Consider the following 21,665-nt stretch of genomic DNA (forward strand, 5'->3'; position numbering starts at 1 on the left):
TCTTTGAAGCCAATAAAATAGTAACTTTAATAAATATTTAGAGTTTAATCCTGGGATGGAAATAAGGCTATAAATCTTCACATAAGGGATGAACACAAAATAAACCTTCAGTACCATGGATACAAAACTGGATAAAAGAACAGAAAAACTGGAAAAGTATGATTCTCGGGGAGTTCAGACCCTCTTCAGAACCCTTTCAAGAAATCATTACAACCTTTTAAAAATGGTTGATAATAAGGCCAGAATCGTTCTGACTGTAAATTCAATCATAACTTCTTTACTAATAGGAATTCAAGTGCTAAATGTCGAGAGTGCGGGGGTGAAGGAAAATTATGGAATAAGGATTTTAGTTATAGGTGGTTTATTATCGATGGTCATGGCTTTGTTGAGTATGTTACCGCATCGGTATCTTGGAAAATCCTTTAGGAAAAGTAATTACCAGGGAACCTTATATGCCGCCAATTTTTCCAAACAGTCATTGGAAGAATTCAGAAAGGAATTTGACCGAATAATGATAGATGGACAAAGCCTTTATAATGAAATGATCAGTGACTTGTATTTTCTGGGGAAAATTATCGCAAAAAAGCAAAGACTTTTAATGTTTTCCGTTATGATATTTCTTATTGGTTTGACAGCAGCCATTATTTATTTTTTAATGAATGAATTCATCTAAATAGAAGGGTTCCTATTCTCTTTTCGTTAACCTTTTAAAACTTGATGGCAAAGGAAAGCCATAAATCACTCTTGTGGTGAAACCGAAAATCGCGATGAAGAAATGGAAGAAGAAAATCTGGTTACTACAAAGGAAGTACCTGATGCTAATGAGGTCATAGAAGGCTGGGGCGATGCCTGGAACAGCAATGATCCTGCACAGGTGAGGGCAATGACTGCAGATGACGCTATATTGGTGTTGAATGGCAACGAATTCCCACAGGATAGTTTAAGGGGGTGGATTGATGCGGCCACTTCGGCTATGCAGGATCTCGAATTGCGAACCGTGAAGAAAGAAGTTACAGATTATGTGGCTTACGATACTGGCATTTATTCTCATACCTATACCGATGACACAACTCAATACGCAGGATCTTATACCTTTATCTGGGAGCGATCTGATGAAGAAAATGACTGGAAAGTAAAGGTGATGAATATTGCCGAAGCTCAGCCAGAAGAGGATTAGGCAAATGTTTGTAAATAAAACGTTAGATCCTTAAAGCAAGCTGTGCATTTGCCGGAATATAAGATCGAAATATGGATTGTATCAGGCAGAGAAAAATTGCTGGGATAAAATTAAAAACTGAAAGCGGGGAATTCTTTTAAAAAGTTCCCCGCTATTTTATTGACTTTCTTCTGAGCAACCCGGGACTGTTTGTAGTCGAACATAACTTGTACGTCTTTGCGAGGAAGCCCGTCACCCGGAGTGAAATACCCCATTTCTTAATTCAGCTTAGGCCTAAGCTGATAAAATTGAAAAAGTATATTTCTACTAATGCCCTTAGTACAGATCGGGAGTTACATCAATATGCAATACAAAGTCGCCGTTCTTATCATAATAATTATAGCTCATCGTGATATTATTATCTCTAAAATCTTTAAGGTCGGGGCTGGTTTTTACATTTTCAATGATACCCGGTCTTATATATTTTTCCACGGTATCTGAATCTACCTCTTTCTTCGACATATTTACAAGCGTATAATGATATTTGAAGATCTGGTCGCTCACGGTAGAGGCACTATCCAGCCTGGAATATTCATCAACCATCTTGGGGGAAATATTATTCACCTCCCTGGCAGCATCGGTTAACTGTTCTTCCAGGTTTTTGTCATCAAAGAAAAAATACTGAACAGCAAAGAAGGCTATTACAAAAGTAATGGCAAAAGAGAGGGTTTGTATAATTAAATCCCTTTTTGATTTTTCCATAGGTCCTGAATAAAATTGAAGTACGCTTTTTGAAAAATCTAAAGTATAATTTTTTATTGAAAAGCCTCTTTTTTTTGGTGAGCTAAAATAAATAATCCTGAACTTGAGGGGATTAACTGCTTCCTGCAGGTACGATCAGGTTACAGGATAAAAAATAAAGAAAGAATTAAGACGGCTTAAGAGATCATTAGACCATCATTAATTCTATCACCCTTTTTAAACTCCTTTGAGATTCGGGTTCTAAAACTTCGATATAATGTAGGTAATCTTTTAAGTGAGCCGGGTCAAATTTATTGCTATCGGTGATGAAATCAGTCAAATAACCATCAAAAGCGGGTCTGAATACCGGTTTTTCCAGGAATTTAATAATGTCCTGGTGCCGGGAATCTTTTATGATCTTCTCGTACAAAGGCTGGATAATTTCCTTTTCTCCCTCGATGAGTTGAAAAAAGCTTCTTTTGTTATACAGCAGGATACCAGTTATTTCCTGGCCTTTGTTATAAATATTTGTTTCGTTCATTATATCGTTTACTCCCTGCTGTTGAAGGTCTATGTTTGCTGTGCTGACGTAGGAAATAGCATATCTCATAATACATAATTTTAAAAATTCAGGACGGAGAATTCTATCCTTTAAAGATATTGATTGGTGATGCTGATGAAAAAAATAAAAAACCTTCCTAACGTATTAGATTACGACTTAAAAGACCATTTATATAAAACACCTTCCCAATTGGCATAAAAATAACCTCATATTGGAGGATTTATAAACAATTGAGAGCTAACCCTTTCTTATCAAGAAAATATTTTTAATGCTATTAACACTCCCGCCTTTTTTACCTGTTCGGTATCTTAATTGGAATGGTTAATAACCTGTTCATTACTTAATTGGGGTGAAATCAAATCAGCTTATATTTTTTTTAATTTAGTTATATCTATAAACAACAGAATTATAGAGTGCTTAGCGATGAGATTTTGGAAAATGTACGGAAGCAGCTTTGCCATTTCGATTAGATGTTAAACAAACCGGCTATACCTACTGCGTTGGTTGTTGTTATAAGATTAATTTTCCGGATCCCGGGTCACAAGGTGCTTCTTGTTAGACTATAATTAGTGCGAACAGACAAGAAATACCTTAGCGATACTTTTCCGGAACTTACTATAGCCCCAATGAAAAATAAATTCGATTGTTTGGTAATTGCCTCGCAGTACAGCGGTGCCAGAGAGGTGTTTGATCTTTTAAAACAGAATATAATAACCGGAACAGCTCCTGAAATACATCAGAATAAAGCTATCCTGGAGTGTAAATCGGCTAAAGAAGGTGAAAATCTACGGATAGGGATCTTTGAATTTGAAAGCCTGGAAGAACTCTGCAAAACCGATATTTCTGAATATTTATTGCTGCAGGCGAAGATTTATCTGATGCTTAGAAATCCTGTGTGGAGGAGTTTTGCTTCCTACCGGAAAAACAGGGAAGAAGGAAAAGAGCGTTCCAGTTTTATAGAAGCTGTAAAATGGGATAGCAGTCCGCCGGAAGTTGGGCTTGGTCCACAGAATACGAGGTATATTATCGCAGGAAAATATTCTGAAGGGATAAGATCTTTGCTGAAACAAACCGATGAGCACGAGCTTCAAATCCTGGAGTATGAGGAACTTCGGCGTGCCCCTTTTAAGATTTTGCAGGAACTAAAAGAAAGCCTTGGTCTTCAATTCAGGGTTTCCTCTGAAGAAATCGCACTTAATTTAAGCAAACAAAAAGTTGCCGGAAGAAGGTTGGGGATATTCAGATCTTTTCGGCATAACCCCGCTGAACTTGATGAGGAAACCGCGAAATATATTTACTATACCTATTTTAAAAGAGATATCGAAGAAGCGGAAGCATTGCTGTCAACCAGTTTTACCTCCTGGAAGTTTGCAGAGAAAGCTCTGGATGGGAGTTATATCGCCAGGTTTTGAAGGGCAGTTTGTGCGGGAGTAAAATGGCTCCTGGATTATGCCTTAATTAAAAAATTGGGATTTTCTAAGCTCTAAGCCTTGGAAGATTTGCTGTGGATCTTCTAGCCAAGCATAAGCCTTTCTCCCTTTTTAGCCGCCGATTCATAGATCTTTTCCAGGATCACGATATCCCGTAACCCATCTTCTCCAGGGACGAGAACCGGTGTTTTGTTTAAAATTGCCCGGGCGTCATCATCCATCTGCACCGCCTGCTGATTTTTACCGAAAGGAGGTAAGATGGTGCCATCACTGGCCTTACCTTTTACCCCGCTATAACTTTGAAAAGGCCTTAAATAATACCATCCGTTTTCGCAATTTATTTCCAGATTATTCAGGTTTTCGCCAAAACTGGTCTTGCATTTGGCGGTGATTCCGTCAGGGAATTCGAGCTCAAAACTGGTGGTTTCATCTACCTCTGTGAAGATCTCCGGACGGTTTGTGCTATGAGTTGCGCTAACCGCAATCGGTTCCATTCCGGTGCTGTACCTGGCTGCATTTAAAGGGTACACGCCCATATCATACATCGCCCCGCCTCCCATTTCTTTTTTCAGTTTCCAGGGATTCATCGGGGAACCATAATAGCCAGCTTCGGCTTCAAGACTTTTAATTGCCCCAAAAGGTTTGGTGTCTGCCCATTTGATTAACTTTTGCGTGTTGGCCTCGTGCTGCATGCGATAACCTATAGAAAGTTTCACCTTATTTTTCTCACAGGCATTAATTATGTTCTTGCATTCTTCTGCAGTACGCGCCATGGGTTTTTCACACCAAACATGCTTTCCGGTTTCAGCAGCTTTTATTGCATATTCCGCGTGCAAGCCGGTTGGCAGGACGATGTAGATTACATCGATCTCTTCATTATTGGCGATATCCGGCATATTTTCATAATTGTAAACATTGCCGTCTTTTATACCGTATTTTTTTTGCCATACCGGAATTTTTTGCGGACTTCCCGTAACTATTCCTCTTAATTCACAAAACCTGGTTTCCTGAAGAGCTGGTGCCAGCTGGCTGCTGCTGTAATTTCCCAAGCCTACAAGGGCTACGCCGAGTTTTTCTTTATTCTTCGGAATCAAATAATCCGGCAAGGGCAGGGTAGTAGCCGCAAGAAACAACCCCGACTGTTTAATGAAATGTCTTCTATTAGGCATAGTGGTGGGTTTTTGAAGTTATAATTTATAAAAAACGAGGCTCTTTTTCTCTGTATTGGGCTGGTTTTTAACGATTATTTAATCTAAATGCCTGATGGATTTAGTAAATTAAGCTTGCTTACTTTAAAATAATTTTATTATGAAAAAAATACTCTTCCTTACCGGCGATTTCGCTGAGGACTATGAAACTATGGTGCCTTTTCAAATGCTTGTCATGCTTGGCTATACCGTTCATGTAGTTTGCCCGGATAAAAAGAAAGGCGATAAAATAAAAACCGCTATCCATGATTTTGAAGGAGACCAGACCTATACTGAAAAGCCGGGTCATCTGTTTGAGCTCAATTATTCATTTGATGAGGTCATCGCTTCAGACTACGATGGGCTTATTATTGCCGGTGGACGTGCACCCGAATATCTGCGACTTAATAAGCGGGTACTGGAGATTACCAAATATTTCTTTGATCAATATAAACCTGTGGCGGCTATCTGCCATGCAATCCAAATACTTACCGTAGCCAATCTGGTAGAAGATAGAACCCTTACTGCCTATCCCAGTATAGGCCCCGAAATTGAACTTGCCGGTGGTAAATATAAAGAGGTAAAACCCACCGAAGCTGTAGTTGATGGTAACCTTGTTACTTCTCCAGCCTGGCCCGGTCACCCTGCATTTATAAGGGAATTTGTGAAATTGCTCGGAGCAAAAATTCAACTTTAGTATTATTTGACTTTACAGGGCAGAAATTGTTTCTTATTATTTCTGCTCTGTAACTTTTCTCTTCATCCCGGGAAGTTTTAAATTCTATTTAAAAGTATCGACTCTTTTTTCAGAAAAAACAGAGAAAACTGAATCTTCCCATCTTTCTGAAAGGTATTCATGCTAATGCCGACTTTAAGAAACCTTAACATTCTTGTTTAGTTCCGTAACCAGTTTTTATTTGTAGTAATAGAATTACTGGCACGCGCCTTGCAACAACTCTTAAGAAAATGTGAAAGTCCTATTGTTAGGACTTCTACAGGTTTTTACAAAAAAAAAAAGAAATGATATTGAAAATAAGAAGATCAACATCAGAATTACTCCCTGTACTAAGGAAAGGAAAATCCTGGTTTTACAATAAAGCCCATTATGTTTTCATCACTTTTTTTGTTTTTATCCTGCTGGCTTTTACCATTTGGCTGATTTCCCTTTTCTCCTGATTTTCAGTTCAATAATTCATGATAAATTGTTGCTTATTTCCACATATCTCCACGAAAATGTTGCTTAGGTTTTGTAACAACTGCATTTTTGTGTTAGCTCCTTTCAACAAATCAGATGAAATAATTTATTCAGTAATTTGGGATTTACTTTATCCAGAATCGGGAAGCAATCCGTTATTATATCCCCTGAATTCTACAGGTTTCTTCGAAAAATAAATTTTGGTTTTATTCATCTTATGGGAGTCAGAAGAAAAGCTTTGTTTTTGGAAGAGAAGTATTCTACTGCACCCAATCAAAAAAACCTGGAAGCACGGTCTAACTTGCAAATAATTTTTAACTTCGCCGGCTTGAATTTTAAAACTTTTGTGAATAGCAAGGGACTACGCCAATTTAGACTTCGATTAAACAACCAAAAAATGAAAAAGAACCTACTTTTTTTTACGATCTTATTTATGACTTTCGGCTTTGTCCGGGCACAGGAAAATCCGGAGCAACTTGAAGAAGTGACACTAACTGCAGGTCGAATTGACCTTCCTTTTTCAAAAAATTCCAGAACTATCAAGATTATTTCTTCAGAAGAAATAAAAAACAGTGGAGCCAATAATCTTGCTGATCTCCTTCAGCAGGTAACCGGAGTGGATATTCGTCGCAGAGGTACCGGCGGGGCACAGGCCGACCTTTACATACGCGGGGGAAGCTTTGACCAAACTTTACTGCTTATAGACGGGATTAAGGTAGAAGATGCGCAAACGGGACATCATACCCTGAACCTGGCTTTGCCAATGGAAGTTATTGAGCGAATTGAGATCATTAAAGGCCCGGCCGCCAGGGTCTATGGGCAGAATGCTTTTACAGGTGCCGTGAATATTATCACCAAAGATGCTGTGCAGAATGAAGTGTCGATAGAGTTGGAGGGCGGGTCTTATTCGCAGAAAAATGCTTCAGTAACGGTAAGCAGTAACCTGGAGAAATCTTCGCATATCGTAAATTATACCCGTCAACTTTCAGATGGTTATCGCTACAATACCGATTATGACAATCAGCAGTATTTTATAAAAAGTAAATTCGATACCAGGAGCTTACCCATAGAAATGATCGCTGCTTTTGCCGATCGGAAATTTGGGGCTAACGGGTTTTATGCTTCTCCTGAAGCTGTAGATCAATATGAAGAAACCCAGGCCAGCTTGCTTGGTTTTTCAAGTGAATTTAAAAAAGGAAATCTTAGCCTGAAACCACGGGTGTACTGGCGTAGGAATGAAGATGAATACATCTATTTGCGACAGGATCCATCGGTTTACCGGAATTTGCATATCAGTAACAAGGTGGGAGCCGAAATAAATGCCTCATATGTTTCCAGGCTTGGGGTGACCGGGTTTGGAGTAGATATGGCCAAAGTTTTTCTTTCCAGTAATAATCTTGGAGATCGGGAACGTTTTATGACCACTGTGTTTTTAGAACATCAGTTTAACTTGCTAAACGATCGTCTTGATATCACCCCCGGCGTAGCAGTAAATTATTTTTCTGATTTTAAATTTCACGCATTTCCCGGAGTAGATATAGGTTACCAGTTGGCAGACAGATGGAGAGCCTACGGAAATATGGGGTACACATACAGAATTCCTACCTATACCGATCTTTATTATGCTTCCCCAAACACCATTGGGAATGTAGATCTTGAACCAGAAGAAGCTATTTCAGAGGAAATTGGGCTTAAGTATATCGCTTCACAATTGCAGTTTTCTGTTGCTTTATTCAATCGCGATGCGCAAAATCTAATAGATTACGTGAAGGAAAATGAAGATGATCTCTGGCAGGCAAAAAATGTTCGGGATGTAAATTCAAAAGGAGTAGAAGCCAATTTTTCTTATGGGTACACCATTAAAAATCACCGGCAAAACCTTGAACTTGGATATACCTACCTAAAGGATGATGTAAAAGATCTTAATCTTGATTTTTCACAATATTCTATTAATTCTCTCAGGCACCATTTTACGGCGGCATACACCTCACAATTTATAAAAAATCTGAGCCACACTGTTATTTACAAGTATGCTGAGCGTACTTTGGGTGAATCTTACAGCGTAGTTGATTTCAACATTAGCTTAGGCCTGGACGAATTTGAAATCTATGCGACTGCCAATAATATCTTCAATACTGAATATACTGAAACCAACCTGGTACCTATGCCTAAAGGAAATGTGCTTTTTGGATTAAGGTTTACTTTCAGATAGTTGGATATTACTGCTTATTTGTCCTGACTTTGGTCGGAATCCTGGACTGTAGTTTTTTACATGGGTATAGGAAGTCAATAAAAGACTTTTAAAAACTTCAGGCGGTTTTCATAATAGGTTTTTCGGGAGGCCTGAAAGATTGTAAAATAAGATATTGATCTTTAATAAGGGTAAAAGAGGAAGGATAGAAATTAAGAATCGTCCCGGTTTTGTTTCTTACTGAACTTTACCAGAAGGTATAAGGTAACTCCTCCAATTGAAGAAGCTAATACAGCGACAAATATCAAGATATAATCCAATATAATAATTTTAAATACCCAATATTAAGAAACCTGCCGGTTTAATAATATGATGATAATTAGAAAACCGATACTTTCTTTTCAAATTTAGAAACTTTGAATACGCCAAGGCCGGATGCCGCCGTTAAATGAATGATAAAACTTAGAAGTAATTTGTAGCTAATCTATAAAATAAGGTCTTTTATCGAAAGGCCTGATTTTTACTAATATTTTCAGGTTTATTCTGAAAAGATTTCAGAATTAAAAAACGGGCGAATTGTTTTCAGGCTCAGAATCGCTTTGTAATCTTCCTGATCCAGAAATTTATCATTAAAACTAATCACTTGTGGGTAGGAAAGTGCTTTTTCTCTATCTGCTGGATATACTGAAGAAGTAAGCATAACCACAAAAATATTCTTGTAAGCATATAACTCATTGATCTGATCTAATACTTCCCAGCCACCCATTACCGGCATATTTATATCCAGGAAGATAAGAATGGCATTCCTCTCATCAATAACTCCTTGGAGATAATTCATTAACTCTTTCCCGTTCCAGAAAGTTTTTAAGGGAGAATCCACCAGTTTAACCAATTGCCTCTTCTGCAACTCGGTAATAAGTTGATCGTCTTCAGCGATAAGAATTTCAAGGGGAAATGTTTTGGTCATCTAGCCGGAAATTTACGACCTGCAGGTAAATCTGAAGGCCTGTAAAGGTATAAAACCAAAAGAATTAAATATAAATTTTTTTAGAAAGATGCAAATAAACTGACCAAGATCAGTGCAAAGGATCTTTTGGTACAATAATTTAAATTACTCCACCCTTGATCTCTTTTTTAGGTTTTCCTGGCTAAGGATTTAGCAGTCAATATTTATTTTAGATAATCAATATATACCCAAAATATGATTCCTGAAATTTTAATAAGGAAGCACTCGATTCATTAAACTATATAAACCGCTACCAAGCCGATTATCCTAAGTTTATAAGGCTGTTAGCTGTTAAAATCAGGTTGTTATTTATAACAAAACCGGATCAAAATGGTTTTTGTAAATTAGTAAACTAAACTTTATACTATGAAAAGGACAATCAATCTGGTTTTAATCGGGTTATTACTTTTTTCCGCAGGGAATCTGTTTTCCCAGGAGACTAAAATTATGGTAAGAGCTCAGGCAAAAGATGCCAAATTTATTGGAACCTCCATGGGTGGGGCTAAAATCATCATTAGGGATGTGGAAACCGGGAAAATTCTTGATGAAGGTCTTACCAAGGGGATTACGGGTGATACTGAGGTTATCCTGCTCTCACCCAGAGAGCGCTATAAAGAAATAACTACTGAAAAGACGGCTGGTTACGAGGCCAGTCTGAAACTGGATAAACCCACTTTCGTAAGTATAGAAGCCCAGGGGCCAATGAGTAAAAAACAGGCTAAAGTGGTGTCTTCAACCCAATTGTGGGTTATTCCGGGAAAAGACATTACAGGCGATGGCATCATTTTAGAAATCCCCGGATTTGTGGTAGATGTTTTATCGCCCCAAACGCATGAAACGATAAGTGCAGGAACCGAAATAGAAATAAGAGCTAATATAGTAATGATGTGTGGATGCCCCGTAACCGAAGAAGGCACCTGGGATGCATCTGGTTATGAGATTAAGGCACTTATTTCTTCCGAAGGGAAGGAGCACAAGGAAATCAATCTAAACTCTACAGATAAAGCGAGTACCTTTTCTGAAACTGTAAAGCTTGTAGAAGGCGATTATGAAATTGAAGTCTATGCCTACGATCCCAAAACCGGTAACACCGGTCTGGATAGGGTTAATATTATTGTGAATTAAACCGGATTTTTAATTGTAAAGCAGCCCCAGCTCTTCTATTGTTTTCAAAACCCCATTTTCATTATTACTATAACGGGTCACAAAATTACTGGCCTGTTTGATCTCGGGATGGGCATTCTTCATCGCGTAGCTGTATTTAGCGTTTTTCATCATTTCAAGGTCATTCAGGTAATCACCGAATACCAGGGTCTCTTCAGGCAGAATATTCAATTCCCGTTGAATATCCCTTATAGCATTTCCTTTGTTGGCGTCTAAAGCAGTAATATCTATAAAGACTTTTGCGGCAATGGCAACTTTAAACCTGTCGGTATAATTTACAAAATGCGGGTAAGTGTGTTCTTCAACTCCCTTATCATTGCAAAGGGTCACCTTTAAAATAACATCATTAACACTGGTAAGATCTTCAACGGGTTTTAGACGTTGATAAAACTGAGAAATATGAGCGATAAAATCCTGATCTTCAGTTTCCACATAAGCCGATTCTTTTCCGCAAAGTACCAGTTTGGTGTTATCCAGTTTACGGCCCATTTTAATAAAACCAATGGCGTCCTGATGATTTAGAGGATTAACGTAGAGTTCTTGGCCCTTATGAGAAACGTAGGTGCCGTTTTCTGCGAAGAACATCATCCTGTCCTTAATTGATTCGAAGTTAGATTCAAGATTATAGAATTGCCGGCCGCTGGCAACAGAGAACATAATACCCTTCTCAGAAAGCTTTTTTTCGATCTCCCAAAAATCAGGATGGATTTCGTGCTGATCATTCAGCAGAGTTCCGTCCATATCGGTAACGATTAGTTTTATATTCTTCTGGCCGTTAAGAGTTTCCATATTTTATTTTCTATTCTGCATCAAGCCGGTAAATATAGGATATCATTTGCCTAGGATTGTTAATTTTATATCAAATTTGTTTATATGAGTTTTAGATAAGAAAAAGATGCTTCGGAAACAAGAGTTTTCGAAGCATCAATAATAAAAAATGAGAATTAGCCTAAAATAAGATGGCGTCTACTATCCCTCCAACTATAGCGAGGATAATGGCCAGCCAGAGCGAGGGGAGAAAACCAACGGTTTTAAAATCTTTACTGAATTTATCGGCAATCTCGATAATTATCGCGTAGGCGATTACCCGGGTAATAAAGCCAAGACCCAGGAAATAAAATATTCCAAGGGTTGCCACATTCAGAATACCGGTGAGTAACCAGCTGAGTAAGAAGCTAAGTACTCCAATAATCAGGGCGACTATAATTGCGGTTTGAAAGCCTTTGAGTTCTACTTTGGGCATCATTTTAGCCGCAGCAAGTAACACCAGGGCATCAATGATAATATGGATTAGCCATTGAAACATATAGTTTGGTTTTAAGGTTAGTATTACTAAAGATACAAAAAACCCTTTAAGAAAATCTTGAATATTATAGCCTGTCTTCCAGGGTGGCAGGCTCTTTTTTCAAAAGCACTTCATAGAGCGCCTTCAAATTGGCCAGAAGCTCCCGGCGTTCTATTTTATTGGTGGTCTTATATGAATGGCTTCGGGCCGCAAATCCGGTGTAGGGAAGGTCCAGGCCTTTTGCGATAAAAATAGTACGGGGCAAATGGAATTTTTGTGTCACTACAATAGCGTCTTCTACTCCAAAAACGGCATTGGATCGGTACATACTGTCATAAGTATCCAGCCCGGCATGATCGAGGAGAATTTTGCTTTCGGGAATTCCCCGTTTCATTAAGTAATTCCCCATCGCGTTAACTTCATTGTAATCGTCGGTGCTGTGATCACCGGTAACCAGGAAGCGTTTTACCTTTTTATTTCGATATAGTTCAAGGGCGGTATCTACCCGGTCTTTTAAGATTGGAGATAGTTTCCCGTCAGAATGTACACTGGCTCCAAGAACAATAACCGTTTCTGAAGAGGGAACCAGGGAGATTTCTTCGAAAATGAGATGCTGGGTATCTCTTTCAATATAGGCTTTAAGACCCAGGACAATCAGGATGGCAATAACTAAGGAAAGTACTGAGGCGAGAATCACCTTTTTAACTTGTTTCATTTTCTCCGGCGGTTAAATAATATAAAGATAGTTCATATTATTTACCTATAGTTTTATTTTATTCCTTAACGTTTACCAGGCTTCTAACATTGTTTACCTTTGTTCTAAAATAAAAGCACAGGAATATGGGCAATATAAAGGCGTTGGAATGGCGTTATGCTACTAAAAAATTTGATGCTGAAAAGGAATTAACCAGCGAAAAGATCGAGATCCTTAAGAAGGCTTTTAACCTTACAGCTACCTCTTATGGTCTGCAGCCATTGAAGCTGGTGATTGTTAAAAACAAGAAGCTACAGGTGCAGCTACAGAATTTTTCTTTTAACCAGAAACAGGTGGGCACGGCTTCTCACGTATTAATTATCTGCATCGAAAAGAAGGTAGGGAAGGAGTTTATTGAAAACTACTTTAAACTGGTGAAGCACGTTCGGGAAACCCCTGACGAAATTCTTGCGCCTTTTAAAGAATTTTTAATCGGGGATTTTGAAGCAAAAGCTTCCGCCGAAATCACAGCATGGGCGATCAACCAGGCGTATTTAAGTCTTGGTAATTTACTTACGGTTTGTGCGATCGAAGAAATTGATGCCTGTCCAATGGAAGGTTTCCAGCCGGATGAATACGATAAACTATTAAACCTTGAAGAACGAAATCTTAGATCGGTGCTGGTGCTTCCGGTTGGTTACCGCGCCGGAGATGATATGTTTTCCAATTTTAAGAAAGTGCGTAGGCCCCTTGAGGATGTGATAATTGAAATAGATTAATAATTTACATATCTGGTAATTTCCAGTCCATATCCAATCATTCCCACCCGTTTAGTTTGCTGTGAATTTGAAAGCAGCTTGAACTTATGAATCTCCAGATCGTGAAGTATCTGGGCGCCTATTCCAAAATCTTTATTATCCATATGAATTGGTGGAGCTTTTGTCTGACCTTGCTTTTGAAGATCTTTCAGTTCAGAAAGCCTGTTTAGAAGGTTGAGAGACTGGCTGGCAGGATTGATAAAAACAATTGCTCCGCGCCCTTCTTCATTAATGGCCTGGAACATACTGTCCAGTTTTTTATCGGCATCATTGGTAAGGGTTCCCAGGATATCGTTGTTAACGAGAGTAGAATTAACACGCACCAGAATCTCTTCATCAGGCTTCCAGTTTCCTTTGGTTAGAGCGATATGCACCTGATTGTTGGTGGTTTGAAGATAAGCTCTTAGCCTGAATTTTCCGAAACGGGTTTCTAAATCGAAATCCTCTTTTTTCTCGATGAGCGAATCGTGCTGCATTCTGTAGGCAATAAGGTCTTCAATAGAGACCACCTTAAGATCAAAACGTTGGGCTACTTCTATAAGTTGCGGCAGCCTGGCCATGGTGCCATCTTCATTCATGATCTCTACAATCACTCCGGCAGGTTCGAAGCCTGCAAGACGAGCAAAATCTATTGCGGCTTCAGTGTGGCCTGTTCTTCTTAAAACCCCGCCTTCCCTGGCTTTAAGCGGGAAAATATGCCCTGGCCGGTTTAAATCGGTGGCTTTGGTAGATGGGTCTATTAGTGATTTTACGGTTTTAGCCCTGTCTGCAGCTGAAATTCCTGTGGTTACACCCTGGCCTTTGAGATCTACAGAAATGGTAAAAGCCGTTTCCAGGGGATCGGTGTTTTTGCCAACCATCATCTCCAGCTTAAGGTCCCGGCAGCGTTCTTCGGTTATTGGTGCGCAAATGAGTCCGCGTCCGTGGGTGGCCATAAAATTGATCATTTCAGGGGTTACCATTTCAGCGGCCGCAACAAAATCTCCTTCGTTTTCGCGATCTATATCATCAACAACGATAATGACCTTTCCTGCACGGATATCATCTATGGCATCTTTGATATTGTGTAATTTAATATTTTGCTGGGTTGAAGTTTTCTGCGGCATTCTTGCGGTATTTGGCTGTAAAGATATTTATTCTATTTCGGTTTTCCGGCGCAATAGTCCGGCTTTTTTAAGGCCTTTCTTAAAGGGGCCAATTAAATTATCGAAGGCAAAGAGACCCTGATCAGTAGTGGCCCTGTATGTGAGATAGATTCCAAGAGGCAACATGATGAGGGTGGAGAGCCAACTGGCAATAAAGGGACTTACACTACCGTCTTCAGCACTGTTTTTGGCAAAGATCCCGATAAAATGATAGGTAAGAAATATAAGTATAGCAACTACCATAGGTAAGCCCATGCCTCCCTTGCGAATTATAGCGCCAAGTGGGGCGCCCACAAAAAATAGAACGATACAGGCAAATGCCAGAACATATTTTTCGTGCAAAGCGATCTCAAACTTGTTAAGTTGTTTTGTCGCAGTCCTGAATTCGTTTTTCTTCATGATAAGATGAGACATAGAACCATTCACACTTCCTAATGCCAGGTTTACGATTTGTACAGCCTCATTATTGTCATATTCCTGCAGGATGGAATTTTCTATCACTCTTACGGTATCTACCGGCTGAAGATTGGTGTTTATATTTCGCAGTCCTGTGCGACTAAACATATTTTTCTTAAACTCTTTAATATTGGTATTATAACTGGTGGAAAAAGAATCTATACTTTGGTTTAATTCTGAAATCTTGAGCATTCCCTGGGTATTGCTATATGATTCATCTTCCAGATCTACATTGTTGATGTCTGAAAGATCCAGGTTAATGGTATATTCCCTAAAGTGACTCTTGGCAAAAGGTTTATTTCTTCGTTTTGAAAGATCTGAAGGTTGTATTTCATCGTAGTAGTTCCCATCTTTTAGGATAAGAGATAAAACATCAGAATCTGTACTCCCTACGAGTTCCCCTTCAACTGCTTTAATCACGGTAAAATTCCCGCTTTTTGCAGTTTTTTGATGGATGATCACATCGTCGAGGTATTGGTCGTTGGGCCCGCTTTTCTTATCTACTTTAATATTGATTGTTCCCACTTCATTAAAAACACCTTCGGTTATAGCCATCGCGGGTTTAAGTTGAGCAATATTTTTCCGAAGATTTATAGATTTGAATTCAGCGGCTGGAATAACGTTGTTTGCAAAGAAAAATGCTGTTAGGCTCACCAGGAGGATAAAAAAAGTGAGGCTTCGCATTGCTCTCTGCAGGGAAATTCCGGATGATTTCATAGCTGCAAACTCATAATTTTCGGCGAAATTACCGAAAGTCATAATTGAGGTAAGCAGGATGGTAAGGGGCAAAACCAGGGGGACTAGTTTTGGTGAAAAATAGAGCAGGAATTTAAGAATTATATCAACATCCAGGTCTTTACCAGCCAGTTCACCTATGTACAACCAAATAGTTTGGAGTACAAAGATGAACATAAGAATGATAAAAACTGTAAAAAATGTTTTGAGGTAGCTGATTAATATGTACCTGTCTAATATTTTCAATTTAGTCGAGCCTGTTTATATAATAGGAATCGTAACGATCTTCGTCAAAGGTAAACAGGTTTTGTGAAAGCGGTTGATTGGTTTTAAAACTTTTTACCGTAATCGTTATTTTGGTGTCGTTATCCTGGGTTTGAATTAGGTTATAGATGTGTTTTGTCTGGCCGTCTATTCCCAACAGGATATTTTTTACCTCAGCATTACTGTCCTTTGGCGTAAGTTTAATGTACTGTATCTGTCTTCCTTTTACGTTTTGAGCGACATCCCATTCGTAATTATAACCTTCTTCATAGAAACTAAACATCTTTGAAGGAGTAATGTTATTCTCGTTTTCTTCAACATAGGTAGAGATGTTTATCTCTTCGTCTTCCGGGATTATGGTATAGATCTTTTTTCCATCAAACATCTGGGTGGTACCCATTAGATTGAGAAGATATTTCTCTCCCTTAATGCTTACATCCCCACGGGTTTCCTGATTTACATTCTCGGCGGTGTTTTCAAGTGAATATTTAAAGTCTATTACCATATTATCGTAAGCTTTCACTTTTGAGGAAACCTCATTTAAAAGCTTTTCGGCTTTTTGTGAATTCTGGGCGCTAAGGTTAATGCTTACCAGGGCTGCGATAATAAATACTAATTTTTTCATTACTTTTTTATGTGTTTGGTTCTTCATTTAATAACTGATCCAATGCAACGAGATCAGTAACCAAAACCTGGCGGGCTTTACTCCCTTCAAACGGGCCAACGATTCCTGCGGCTTCCAGCTGATCTATAATCCGGCCGGCACGATTGTAGCCAAGTTTTAATTTGCGTTGCAATAAAGAAGCCGAGCCTTGTTGAGCTGTCACAATCACTTCTGCGGCCTCCCGAAAGAGTTTGTCTCTCTCGCTCACATCTATATCAACTCCTGTGCCACTATCTTCTCCTTCGTATGCGGGAAGTTGGTAGGCATCTGGATAGGCCTTTTGGGAACCAATAAATTCTGTAATCTTATCAACCTCTGGGGTGTCTACAAACGCACATTGCAATCGTTTCAATTCATTACCCTGGGTAAAAAGCATATCTCCCCGGCCAATTAACTGATCGGCGCCCTGGCCGTCCAATATTGTCCTGGAGTCTATTTTAGAAGTAACCCTGAAGGCGATCCTCGCAGGAAAGTTAGCTTTTATAATACCCGTAATCACGTTCACCGATGGACGTTGGGTTGCGATTATTAAATGGATACCGATAGCACGGGCCAGTTGAGCCAGCCTGGCAATAGGGGTTTCTACTTCTTTACCGGCTGTCATGATCAAGTCGGCAAACTCATCTACCACCAATACGATATAAGGAAGGAACTTGTGGCCATTTTCAGGGTTAAGCTTGCGGGCTTTGAATTTGACATTATATTCCTTGATGTTTCGCACCATCGCATCTTTAAGTAGTTCATACCTGTTGTCCATCTCGATACACATGGAATTCAGGGTATTTATTACCTTGTTGTTATCAGTAATAATAGCGTCTTCAGTGTCTGGTAATTTTGCCAGGTAATGGCGCTCTATTTTATTGAATAGGGTAAGCTCGACCTTTTTCGGATCTACCAGCACGAACTTCACTTCTGCAGGATGTTTGGAATACAATAACGAGGTAAGAATAGCATTTAATCCTACCGATTTACCCTGACCTGTGGCTCCGGCCATAAGCAGGTGAGGCATTTTTGCCAGATCTACCACAAATGTTTCGTTGGAAATAGTTTTCCCAAGGGCCATAGGAAGCTCCATTTCTGCATTTCTGAATTTTGAAGAAGCGATCACCGAGCGCATAGAAACTATAGAAGCATTTTTATTCGGAACCTCGATCCCGATGGTCCCTTTCCCCGGGATGGGAGCGATAATTCTTATTCCAAGAGCCGAAAGTGAAAGTGCAATATCATCTTCCAGATTTTTGATCTTGGAGATCCTGATGCCTGCTTCAGGTACGATCTCATAAAGGGTAACCGTTGGCCCTACCGTCGCTTTTATTTGAGCGATCTCTATTTTGTAATTCTTTAACGTATCTACGATACGGTTTTTGTTTCCTTCTAGTTCTTCCTGGTCTACGGTGATAGTGCCGCCGTAATCCTTTAATAATTCCAGAGTAGGGAAAGTGTAGTTGCTAAGTTCCAGGGTAGGGTCAAATTCACCAAAATCCTCTACCAGTTTTCTGCTTTGCTTATCATCCTCCACTTCTTCTTCGGGCGGAGTTTCAACTTCCATAGCCACTTCATCATGAGATTCAGTTTTATCCTCTTTAGAAACCCGGGTTTCTTTCTTTTTTTCCTTAGAAGGATCCGGATCTAGCTTCACTTCAGAAGTTTTTGGTTCCGGTTTATTTAAGACCTCTTCTTTCCAGCTCAACTCCTCATCGGTCTCTGAGGCTTCAGGGGTATTGGTTTTAAATTCGTTTTGTAAGCTCTGGTGCTTTTTACTTATAAATCCGCCCACCATTTCGGGAGTAATTTTCAATCTTAAACTTAAATAGGCGATAAGTAAAAACAGCATCAGCAAAGCTGTGCCGAAGAAACCAAGGTAATCCTGAAGGAAATCGTTGGTTTCGAAACCAACTCTTCCGCCTAAAAGCGCATTGCTTTCAGCAAAAAATCCAAAAAATATGGAAATCCAAAGCATTACCAGAACGCCCCAAAACCAGTAGATCCCAAGTCGTAGGGATTTCAGATTAAAAAAGAGGGATATCCCACTTATGCCGATTAAACCCGCAAAAACGAACGCGGCCAGCCCGAAACCTTTGTAAATGAAGAAATCACTCACCAAAGCTCCAAATTTGCTTAACCAGTTTCTGGCTTCTATTTCCCTGTTTCCAAATTCGGAAAGCGTGCTTTGGTCGGCATGCCAGTTGAATAAAAAGGAAGTAAAAGCTATGATTAGGGCAATGCCAAATAACATTAAAAAACTCCCTAAAACCACTTTTTGCTGCCTGTTTAATTTGAGCGAGACCTTGTTGCTTTTGTTTGTGGTGGTTTTTTTGTTTTTAGTTTTTTTTCTGGCCATATAAGCTTTGAGAGATTTTGGGCAAAAATACAAATTAGATCATCTAATGTACGGAAAAGCTATTTTGTATTTAAAATTAACATTTTAGATATATGATTAACTCAAAAATTCCAGAAATATGACACTGTGGATTTTAAATCTTTTTGATGAAAGAGAGAAGATAGTATTTAATAAGCTGGAAATAAATTAATTATATAAGTTTTAGTTCTTCAGAATTAAGCTTGAATATAACTTCGGAGGATTTTAAAGAAAATGAAAGAAGGCTTTCCTAAAGAGTGGAAAGAGAATAACCGAAAGGAAAGTAAAATGTGATAAAGTAATTATCAGCTCTAAAAAATATAGGGTAAATAAATAAAGCCACCGATAATCACAGCAATTAATGCGGCAAAGAAAACTCCACCGGCTGCCACATCCTTAATATGACCTATTTTACTGTGGAGGTCTGGATGCACGAAATCTGCCAGGGCCTCTATGGCACTGTTAAGGCCTTCGGCAGCCATCACCATCCCGATGGCTGTAAATTGAAACAGCCATTCGGTTTTAGTGATTTCAAAATAAATTCCTGAAATCGTTACAATGATGGCTATCCCAAACTGAACCTGTATGCTGGCTTCGTGCCGAAGTAACAGCCAGGCTCCTTTTATGGCATAACCACCTCCTCTTATGCGTTTTCCGAGAAAAGAATCCCGCATTATAAAAGGTTTTTTAGTGCCGCAAGATAATCTGGTTCTTCGGCGATCTCCGGCACCTGTTGGCTGTGAATTACCTTTCCGTTCTCATCCAGAACAATTACGACCCTGGAAAGCAAGCCTTCCATCGGACCGTCTATCATTTCAAGTCCGTAATCTTTCCCAAAATTCCTATCTCGGAAGTCTGAAAGATTTATCACATTTTTTAAACCTTCGTCATTTACAAACCTTTTTTGAGCAAAAGGTAAGTCTCTCGAAATACATAGCACAACAGTGTTGTTGAGCTCAGTAGCTCTTTGATTGAATTTTCTTACTGAAGTGGCACAAACCCCTTGGTCTACACTGGGGAAAATATTCATAATTACTCTTTTGCCCTTGAAATCCTCCAGGGTAGCGGTTGATAGATCGTTCTTTACTAATTGAAAATGCGGGGCTTTTTCTCCTTTTTCAGGAAGACTACCATAGGTGTTAATACTCTCTCCTTTTAATGTTATCTGAGACATATTATATTTTATTGGTTAAGGGAGATAAATTTAGGACTTATGCGACAGGCTTTTACTAAAATTATCATAAAAACAAACAGGCCGCTTCTTTCGAAAGCGGCCTGTTCTTAAGGGTTTTGAAGAATGCTTATTGATCTATAGAACCAATTACCTTCTTCATAAATCCGTTGGCTGCATCTTTTTCGTCAAGGCCGTCAGCAATCATTTTCTGCACTTCTACAGCTCCACAAAGGTTGGAAACCAGTTCCCCGATCACGTCCATTTCATCATCTTTAACAGAGCGGTGTTCGGTATAGTTTTCCAGGACCTCTATAGCATTTTCAAGCTTTTCCAGCTCGTTATTGCGCTGTAGGTGCCTAATTATTGGTAACTTCATTTACTAAGTCTTTTAAGGGCTCGAATTTATTGGTCTGAACCTGGTTTTTGAAACTTCCGTTCTTAAAAGTCGCGAAAGTTGGCAGGTTGTCCACCTTAGCCAGTTTTCTAGACTCCGGAAATTTTTCAGCATCTACCATAAGAAACGTAGCGTTCTCATTTTCTGAAGCCAGTTTCTTGAACTTAGGCTTCATCAAGCGGCAGTTGCCACACCATCCGGCCATATATTGTACAACTACGGTGTCGTTGTTCTCAATAATCTCGCCCAGGTTATCCTGATCTAATTCTTTTACCATAACAGTATTTGAGTTTTTTTAGTTTAAGCTTAGGTAAGAGGCAACTCCATCGCGGTCAGCGTTCATCGCTTCTTTACCTTCTTCCCAATTTGCCGGGCAAACCTCACCTTTTTCCTGTACGTGCGTATAAGCATCTATCAATCTAAGGAATTCAGCAACGTTTCTACCTAGTGGCATATCGTTTACTCCTTCGTGGAAGATCTTTCCTTCCTCATCGATTAGGTATGTGGCACGGTAAGTTACATTGTCGCCTTCTAAAGTAAGATCTCCGGTTTCTTCGTCATAAGATTCTCCGGTGATATCCAAAATACCAAGACGTGAACTTAGGTTACGGTTAGAATCTGCAAGTATTGGGTAAGTTACACCTTCAATACCACCGTTGTCTTTTGGAGTATTTAACCAGGCGAAATGTACTTCAGGAGTATCACAAGAAGCTCCTATAACCATTACATTTCTTTTCTCAAATTCTTCCAAAGCTTGTTGGAATGCGTGTAATTCAGTAGGGCAAACAAAGGTGAAATCTTTTGGGTACCAGAAAAGCAAAACTTTTTTATTGTTTTTCTGAGCCTCCTCAAGAACGTTGATCTGGAAGGTATCTCCCATATCATTCATTGCGTTTACGCTAAGGTTTGGAAATTTTTTTCCTACTAATGACATATCTGTTTAATTTTTAAAGTTTAATTTATTGGTTTATTCCGGCTGCAAATTTACAGAATGACTTCAAAGTTAATACAGATTCAAATTTTTATTGTTTATCTGGCTATAAGT

Annotated in this window: 23 protein-coding genes; 7 read left to right on the forward strand and 16 right to left on the reverse strand. The window is 39.1% G+C overall.

Annotated features, from left to right (window positions below; translation table 11 throughout):
• Positions 1–115 precede the first annotated feature (115 nt).
• Both BM266_RS15045 and BM266_RS15050 read left to right on the forward strand, forming a co-directional pair.
• Entirely contained in the window at positions 116–673 is a 558-nt protein-coding gene (locus tag BM266_RS15045) for a Pycsar system effector family protein (protein ID WP_093411161.1), read from the forward strand.
• A 102-nt stretch (positions 674–775) separates the two neighbouring features.
• The gene (locus BM266_RS15050; protein WP_093411162.1) at positions 776–1,177 is read left to right on the forward strand and encodes a nuclear transport factor 2 family protein; all 402 of its coding nucleotides are present in this window, start codon (positions 776–778) and stop codon (positions 1,175–1,177) included.
• 315 nt (positions 1,178–1,492) lie between these two features.
• Here BM266_RS15050 and BM266_RS15055 read toward each other — a convergent pair whose 3' ends face one another.
• Positions 1,493–1,918, reverse strand: a complete 426-nt coding sequence (locus BM266_RS15055; protein ID WP_093411164.1) for a hypothetical protein — start codon at positions 1,916–1,918, stop codon at positions 1,493–1,495.
• Positions 1,919–2,105: 187 nt separating this feature from the next.
• Positions 2,106–2,507 (reverse strand): BLUF domain-containing protein, encoded by a 402-nt coding sequence (locus BM266_RS15060; protein WP_093411165.1) that lies wholly within the window; start codon positions 2,505–2,507, stop codon positions 2,106–2,108.
• A 521-nt stretch (positions 2,508–3,028) separates the two neighbouring features.
• Between BM266_RS15060 and BM266_RS15065 the strand changes: the two genes are divergently transcribed.
• Positions 3,029–3,871: a sulfotransferase domain-containing protein gene (locus BM266_RS15065; RefSeq protein ID WP_139220667.1), complete on the forward strand. Its 843-nt coding sequence runs from the start codon at positions 3,029–3,031 to the stop codon at positions 3,869–3,871.
• Positions 3,872–3,972: 101 nt separating this feature from the next.
• Here BM266_RS15065 and BM266_RS15070 read toward each other — a convergent pair whose 3' ends face one another.
• Positions 3,973–5,058, reverse strand: coding sequence for a Gfo/Idh/MocA family protein (locus BM266_RS15070; protein ID WP_093411168.1), 1,086 nt, complete (start codon positions 5,056–5,058; stop codon positions 3,973–3,975).
• Between the two features lie 139 nt (positions 5,059–5,197).
• Between BM266_RS15070 and BM266_RS15075 the strand changes: the two genes are divergently transcribed.
• Both BM266_RS15075 and BM266_RS15080 read left to right on the forward strand, forming a co-directional pair.
• Complete coding sequence (locus BM266_RS15075; protein ID WP_093411170.1) at positions 5,198–5,773, forward strand: DJ-1/PfpI family protein; 576 nt, start codon at positions 5,198–5,200, stop codon at positions 5,771–5,773.
• 895 nt (positions 5,774–6,668) lie between these two features.
• A complete protein-coding gene (locus BM266_RS15080; protein ID WP_093411232.1) occupies positions 6,669–8,483 on the forward strand; it encodes a TonB-dependent receptor plug domain-containing protein in 1,815 nt (604 codons plus the stop codon).
• A gap of 517 nt (positions 8,484–9,000) precedes the next feature.
• On the opposite strand, the gene BM266_RS15085 is transcribed toward BM266_RS15080, so the two are convergent.
• Entirely contained in the window at positions 9,001–9,429 is a 429-nt protein-coding gene (locus BM266_RS15085; protein WP_093411172.1) for a response regulator, read from the reverse strand.
• Between the two features lie 405 nt (positions 9,430–9,834).
• On the opposite strand from BM266_RS15085, the gene BM266_RS15090 reads away from it, so the two are divergent.
• Positions 9,835–10,593 (forward strand): hypothetical protein, encoded by a 759-nt coding sequence (locus tag BM266_RS15090; RefSeq protein WP_093411174.1) that lies wholly within the window; start codon positions 9,835–9,837, stop codon positions 10,591–10,593.
• Positions 10,594–10,602: 9 nt separating this feature from the next.
• Here BM266_RS15090 and BM266_RS15095 read toward each other — a convergent pair whose 3' ends face one another.
• From BM266_RS15095 to BM266_RS15105, 3 genes are all read right to left on the reverse strand, one after another.
• Positions 10,603–11,421 (reverse strand): Cof-type HAD-IIB family hydrolase, encoded by an 819-nt coding sequence (locus BM266_RS15095; RefSeq protein WP_139220668.1) that lies wholly within the window; start codon positions 11,419–11,421, stop codon positions 10,603–10,605.
• 160 nt (positions 11,422–11,581) lie between these two features.
• Complete coding sequence (locus BM266_RS15100) at positions 11,582–11,938, reverse strand: phage holin family protein (protein WP_093411176.1); 357 nt, start codon at positions 11,936–11,938, stop codon at positions 11,582–11,584.
• 64 nt (positions 11,939–12,002) lie between these two features.
• Positions 12,003–12,632 (reverse strand): SanA/YdcF family protein, encoded by a 630-nt coding sequence (locus BM266_RS15105; protein ID WP_093411177.1) that lies wholly within the window; start codon positions 12,630–12,632, stop codon positions 12,003–12,005.
• A 125-nt stretch (positions 12,633–12,757) separates the two neighbouring features.
• On the opposite strand from BM266_RS15105, the gene BM266_RS15110 reads away from it, so the two are divergent.
• Positions 12,758–13,390 carry an NAD(P)H-dependent oxidoreductase gene (locus BM266_RS15110; protein ID WP_093411179.1) on the forward strand — a complete coding sequence of 211 codons (633 nt, stop codon included), beginning with the start codon at positions 12,758–12,760 and terminating at the stop codon, positions 13,388–13,390.
• On the opposite strand, the gene ribB is transcribed toward BM266_RS15110, so the two are convergent.
• The 9 genes from ribB to BM266_RS15155 all read right to left on the reverse strand — a co-directional run bounded on the left by ribB (position 13,387) and on the right by BM266_RS15155 (position 21,554).
• Complete coding sequence (gene ribB, locus BM266_RS15115) at positions 13,387–14,535, reverse strand: 3,4-dihydroxy-2-butanone-4-phosphate synthase (RefSeq protein ID WP_093411180.1); 1,149 nt, start codon at positions 14,533–14,535, stop codon at positions 13,387–13,389. The two genes, BM266_RS15110 and ribB, sit on opposite strands and share 4 nt — an antisense overlap.
• Before the next feature lie 27 nt (positions 14,536–14,562).
• On the reverse strand, positions 14,563–16,011 hold the full coding sequence (locus BM266_RS15120) for an LptF/LptG family permease (RefSeq protein WP_093411182.1): 1,449 nt from the start codon (positions 16,009–16,011) through the stop codon (positions 14,563–14,565).
• A 1-nt stretch (position 16,012) separates the two neighbouring features.
• Positions 16,013–16,654, reverse strand: coding sequence for an outer membrane lipoprotein periplasmic chaperone LolA1 (locus BM266_RS15125; RefSeq protein ID WP_093411236.1), 642 nt, complete (start codon positions 16,652–16,654; stop codon positions 16,013–16,015).
• A 7-nt stretch (positions 16,655–16,661) separates the two neighbouring features.
• Positions 16,662–19,034, reverse strand: coding sequence for a DNA translocase FtsK (locus BM266_RS15130; RefSeq protein WP_093411183.1), 2,373 nt, complete (start codon positions 19,032–19,034; stop codon positions 16,662–16,664).
• 329 nt (positions 19,035–19,363) lie between these two features.
• Positions 19,364–19,726, reverse strand: coding sequence for a diacylglycerol kinase (locus tag BM266_RS15135; protein WP_093411185.1), 363 nt, complete (start codon positions 19,724–19,726; stop codon positions 19,364–19,366).
• Positions 19,726–20,226, reverse strand: coding sequence for a thiol peroxidase (tpx, locus tag BM266_RS15140; protein ID WP_093411187.1), 501 nt, complete (start codon positions 20,224–20,226; stop codon positions 19,726–19,728). The genes BM266_RS15135 and tpx overlap by 1 nt, the downstream gene beginning before the upstream one ends.
• A 127-nt stretch (positions 20,227–20,353) precedes the next feature.
• Positions 20,354–20,602, reverse strand: a complete 249-nt coding sequence (locus tag BM266_RS15145; RefSeq protein ID WP_093411188.1) for a DUF6952 family protein — start codon at positions 20,600–20,602, stop codon at positions 20,354–20,356.
• Positions 20,583–20,897: a thioredoxin family protein gene (locus BM266_RS15150; RefSeq protein ID WP_093411190.1), complete on the reverse strand. Its 315-nt coding sequence runs from the start codon at positions 20,895–20,897 to the stop codon at positions 20,583–20,585. Before BM266_RS15150 ends, BM266_RS15145 begins: the two co-directional genes overlap by 20 nt.
• 18 nt (positions 20,898–20,915) lie before the next feature.
• Entirely contained in the window at positions 20,916–21,554 is a 639-nt protein-coding gene (locus BM266_RS15155) for a peroxiredoxin (RefSeq protein ID WP_093411191.1), read from the reverse strand.
• Positions 21,555–21,665 lie beyond the last annotated feature (111 nt).

It is taken from the genome of Salegentibacter flavus, from assembly GCF_900115145.1.
GTDB classification, from domain to species: domain Bacteria; phylum Bacteroidota; class Bacteroidia; order Flavobacteriales; family Flavobacteriaceae; genus Salegentibacter; species Salegentibacter flavus.

Bases quoted from the DNA above. Each gene is read 5' to 3' on its own strand.
- BM266_RS15130 (WP_093411183.1), bottom strand. From the start codon at position 19,034: ATGGCCAGAAAAAAAACTAAAAACAAAAAAACCACCACAAACAAAAGC.
- BM266_RS15080 (WP_093411232.1), top strand. From the start codon at position 6,669: ATGAAAAAGAACCTACTTTTTTTTACGATCTTATTTATGACTTTCGGC.
- BM266_RS15110 (WP_093411179.1), top strand. From the start codon at position 12,758: ATGGGCAATATAAAGGCGTTGGAATGGCGTTATGCTACTAAAAAATTT.
- BM266_RS15045 (WP_093411161.1), top strand. From the start codon at position 116: ATGGATACAAAACTGGATAAAAGAACAGAAAAACTGGAAAAGTATGAT.
- BM266_RS15145 (WP_093411188.1), bottom strand. From the start codon at position 20,602: ATGAAGTTACCAATAATTAGGCACCTACAGCGCAATAACGAGCTGGAA.
- BM266_RS15095 (WP_139220668.1), bottom strand. From the start codon at position 11,421: ATGGAAACTCTTAACGGCCAGAAGAATATAAAACTAATCGTTACCGAT.
- BM266_RS15135 (WP_093411185.1), bottom strand. From the start codon at position 19,726: ATGCGGGATTCTTTTCTCGGAAAACGCATAAGAGGAGGTGGTTATGCC.
- BM266_RS15050 (WP_093411162.1), top strand. From the start codon at position 776: ATGGAAGAAGAAAATCTGGTTACTACAAAGGAAGTACCTGATGCTAAT.
- BM266_RS15070 (WP_093411168.1), bottom strand. From the start codon at position 5,058: ATGCCTAATAGAAGACATTTCATTAAACAGTCGGGGTTGTTTCTTGCG.
- BM266_RS15150 (WP_093411190.1), bottom strand. From the start codon at position 20,897: ATGGTAAAAGAATTAGATCAGGATAACCTGGGCGAGATTATTGAGAAC.
- tpx (WP_093411187.1), bottom strand. From the start codon at position 20,226: ATGTCTCAGATAACATTAAAAGGAGAGAGTATTAACACCTATGGTAGT.
- BM266_RS15090 (WP_093411174.1), top strand. From the start codon at position 9,835: ATGAAAAGGACAATCAATCTGGTTTTAATCGGGTTATTACTTTTTTCC.
- BM266_RS15125 (WP_093411236.1), bottom strand. From the start codon at position 16,654: ATGAAAAAATTAGTATTTATTATCGCAGCCCTGGTAAGCATTAACCTT.
- BM266_RS15085 (WP_093411172.1), bottom strand. From the start codon at position 9,429: ATGACCAAAACATTTCCCCTTGAAATTCTTATCGCTGAAGACGATCAA.
- BM266_RS15105 (WP_093411177.1), bottom strand. From the start codon at position 12,632: ATGAAACAAGTTAAAAAGGTGATTCTCGCCTCAGTACTTTCCTTAGTT.
- BM266_RS15075 (WP_093411170.1), top strand. From the start codon at position 5,198: ATGAAAAAAATACTCTTCCTTACCGGCGATTTCGCTGAGGACTATGAA.
- BM266_RS15100 (WP_093411176.1), bottom strand. From the start codon at position 11,938: ATGTTTCAATGGCTAATCCATATTATCATTGATGCCCTGGTGTTACTT.
- BM266_RS15055 (WP_093411164.1), bottom strand. From the start codon at position 1,918: ATGGAAAAATCAAAAAGGGATTTAATTATACAAACCCTCTCTTTTGCC.
- BM266_RS15060 (WP_093411165.1), bottom strand. From the start codon at position 2,507: ATGAGATATGCTATTTCCTACGTCAGCACAGCAAACATAGACCTTCAA.
- BM266_RS15155 (WP_093411191.1), bottom strand. From the start codon at position 21,554: ATGTCATTAGTAGGAAAAAAATTTCCAAACCTTAGCGTAAACGCAATG.
- ribB (WP_093411180.1), bottom strand. From the start codon at position 14,535: ATGCCGCAGAAAACTTCAACCCAGCAAAATATTAAATTACACAATATC.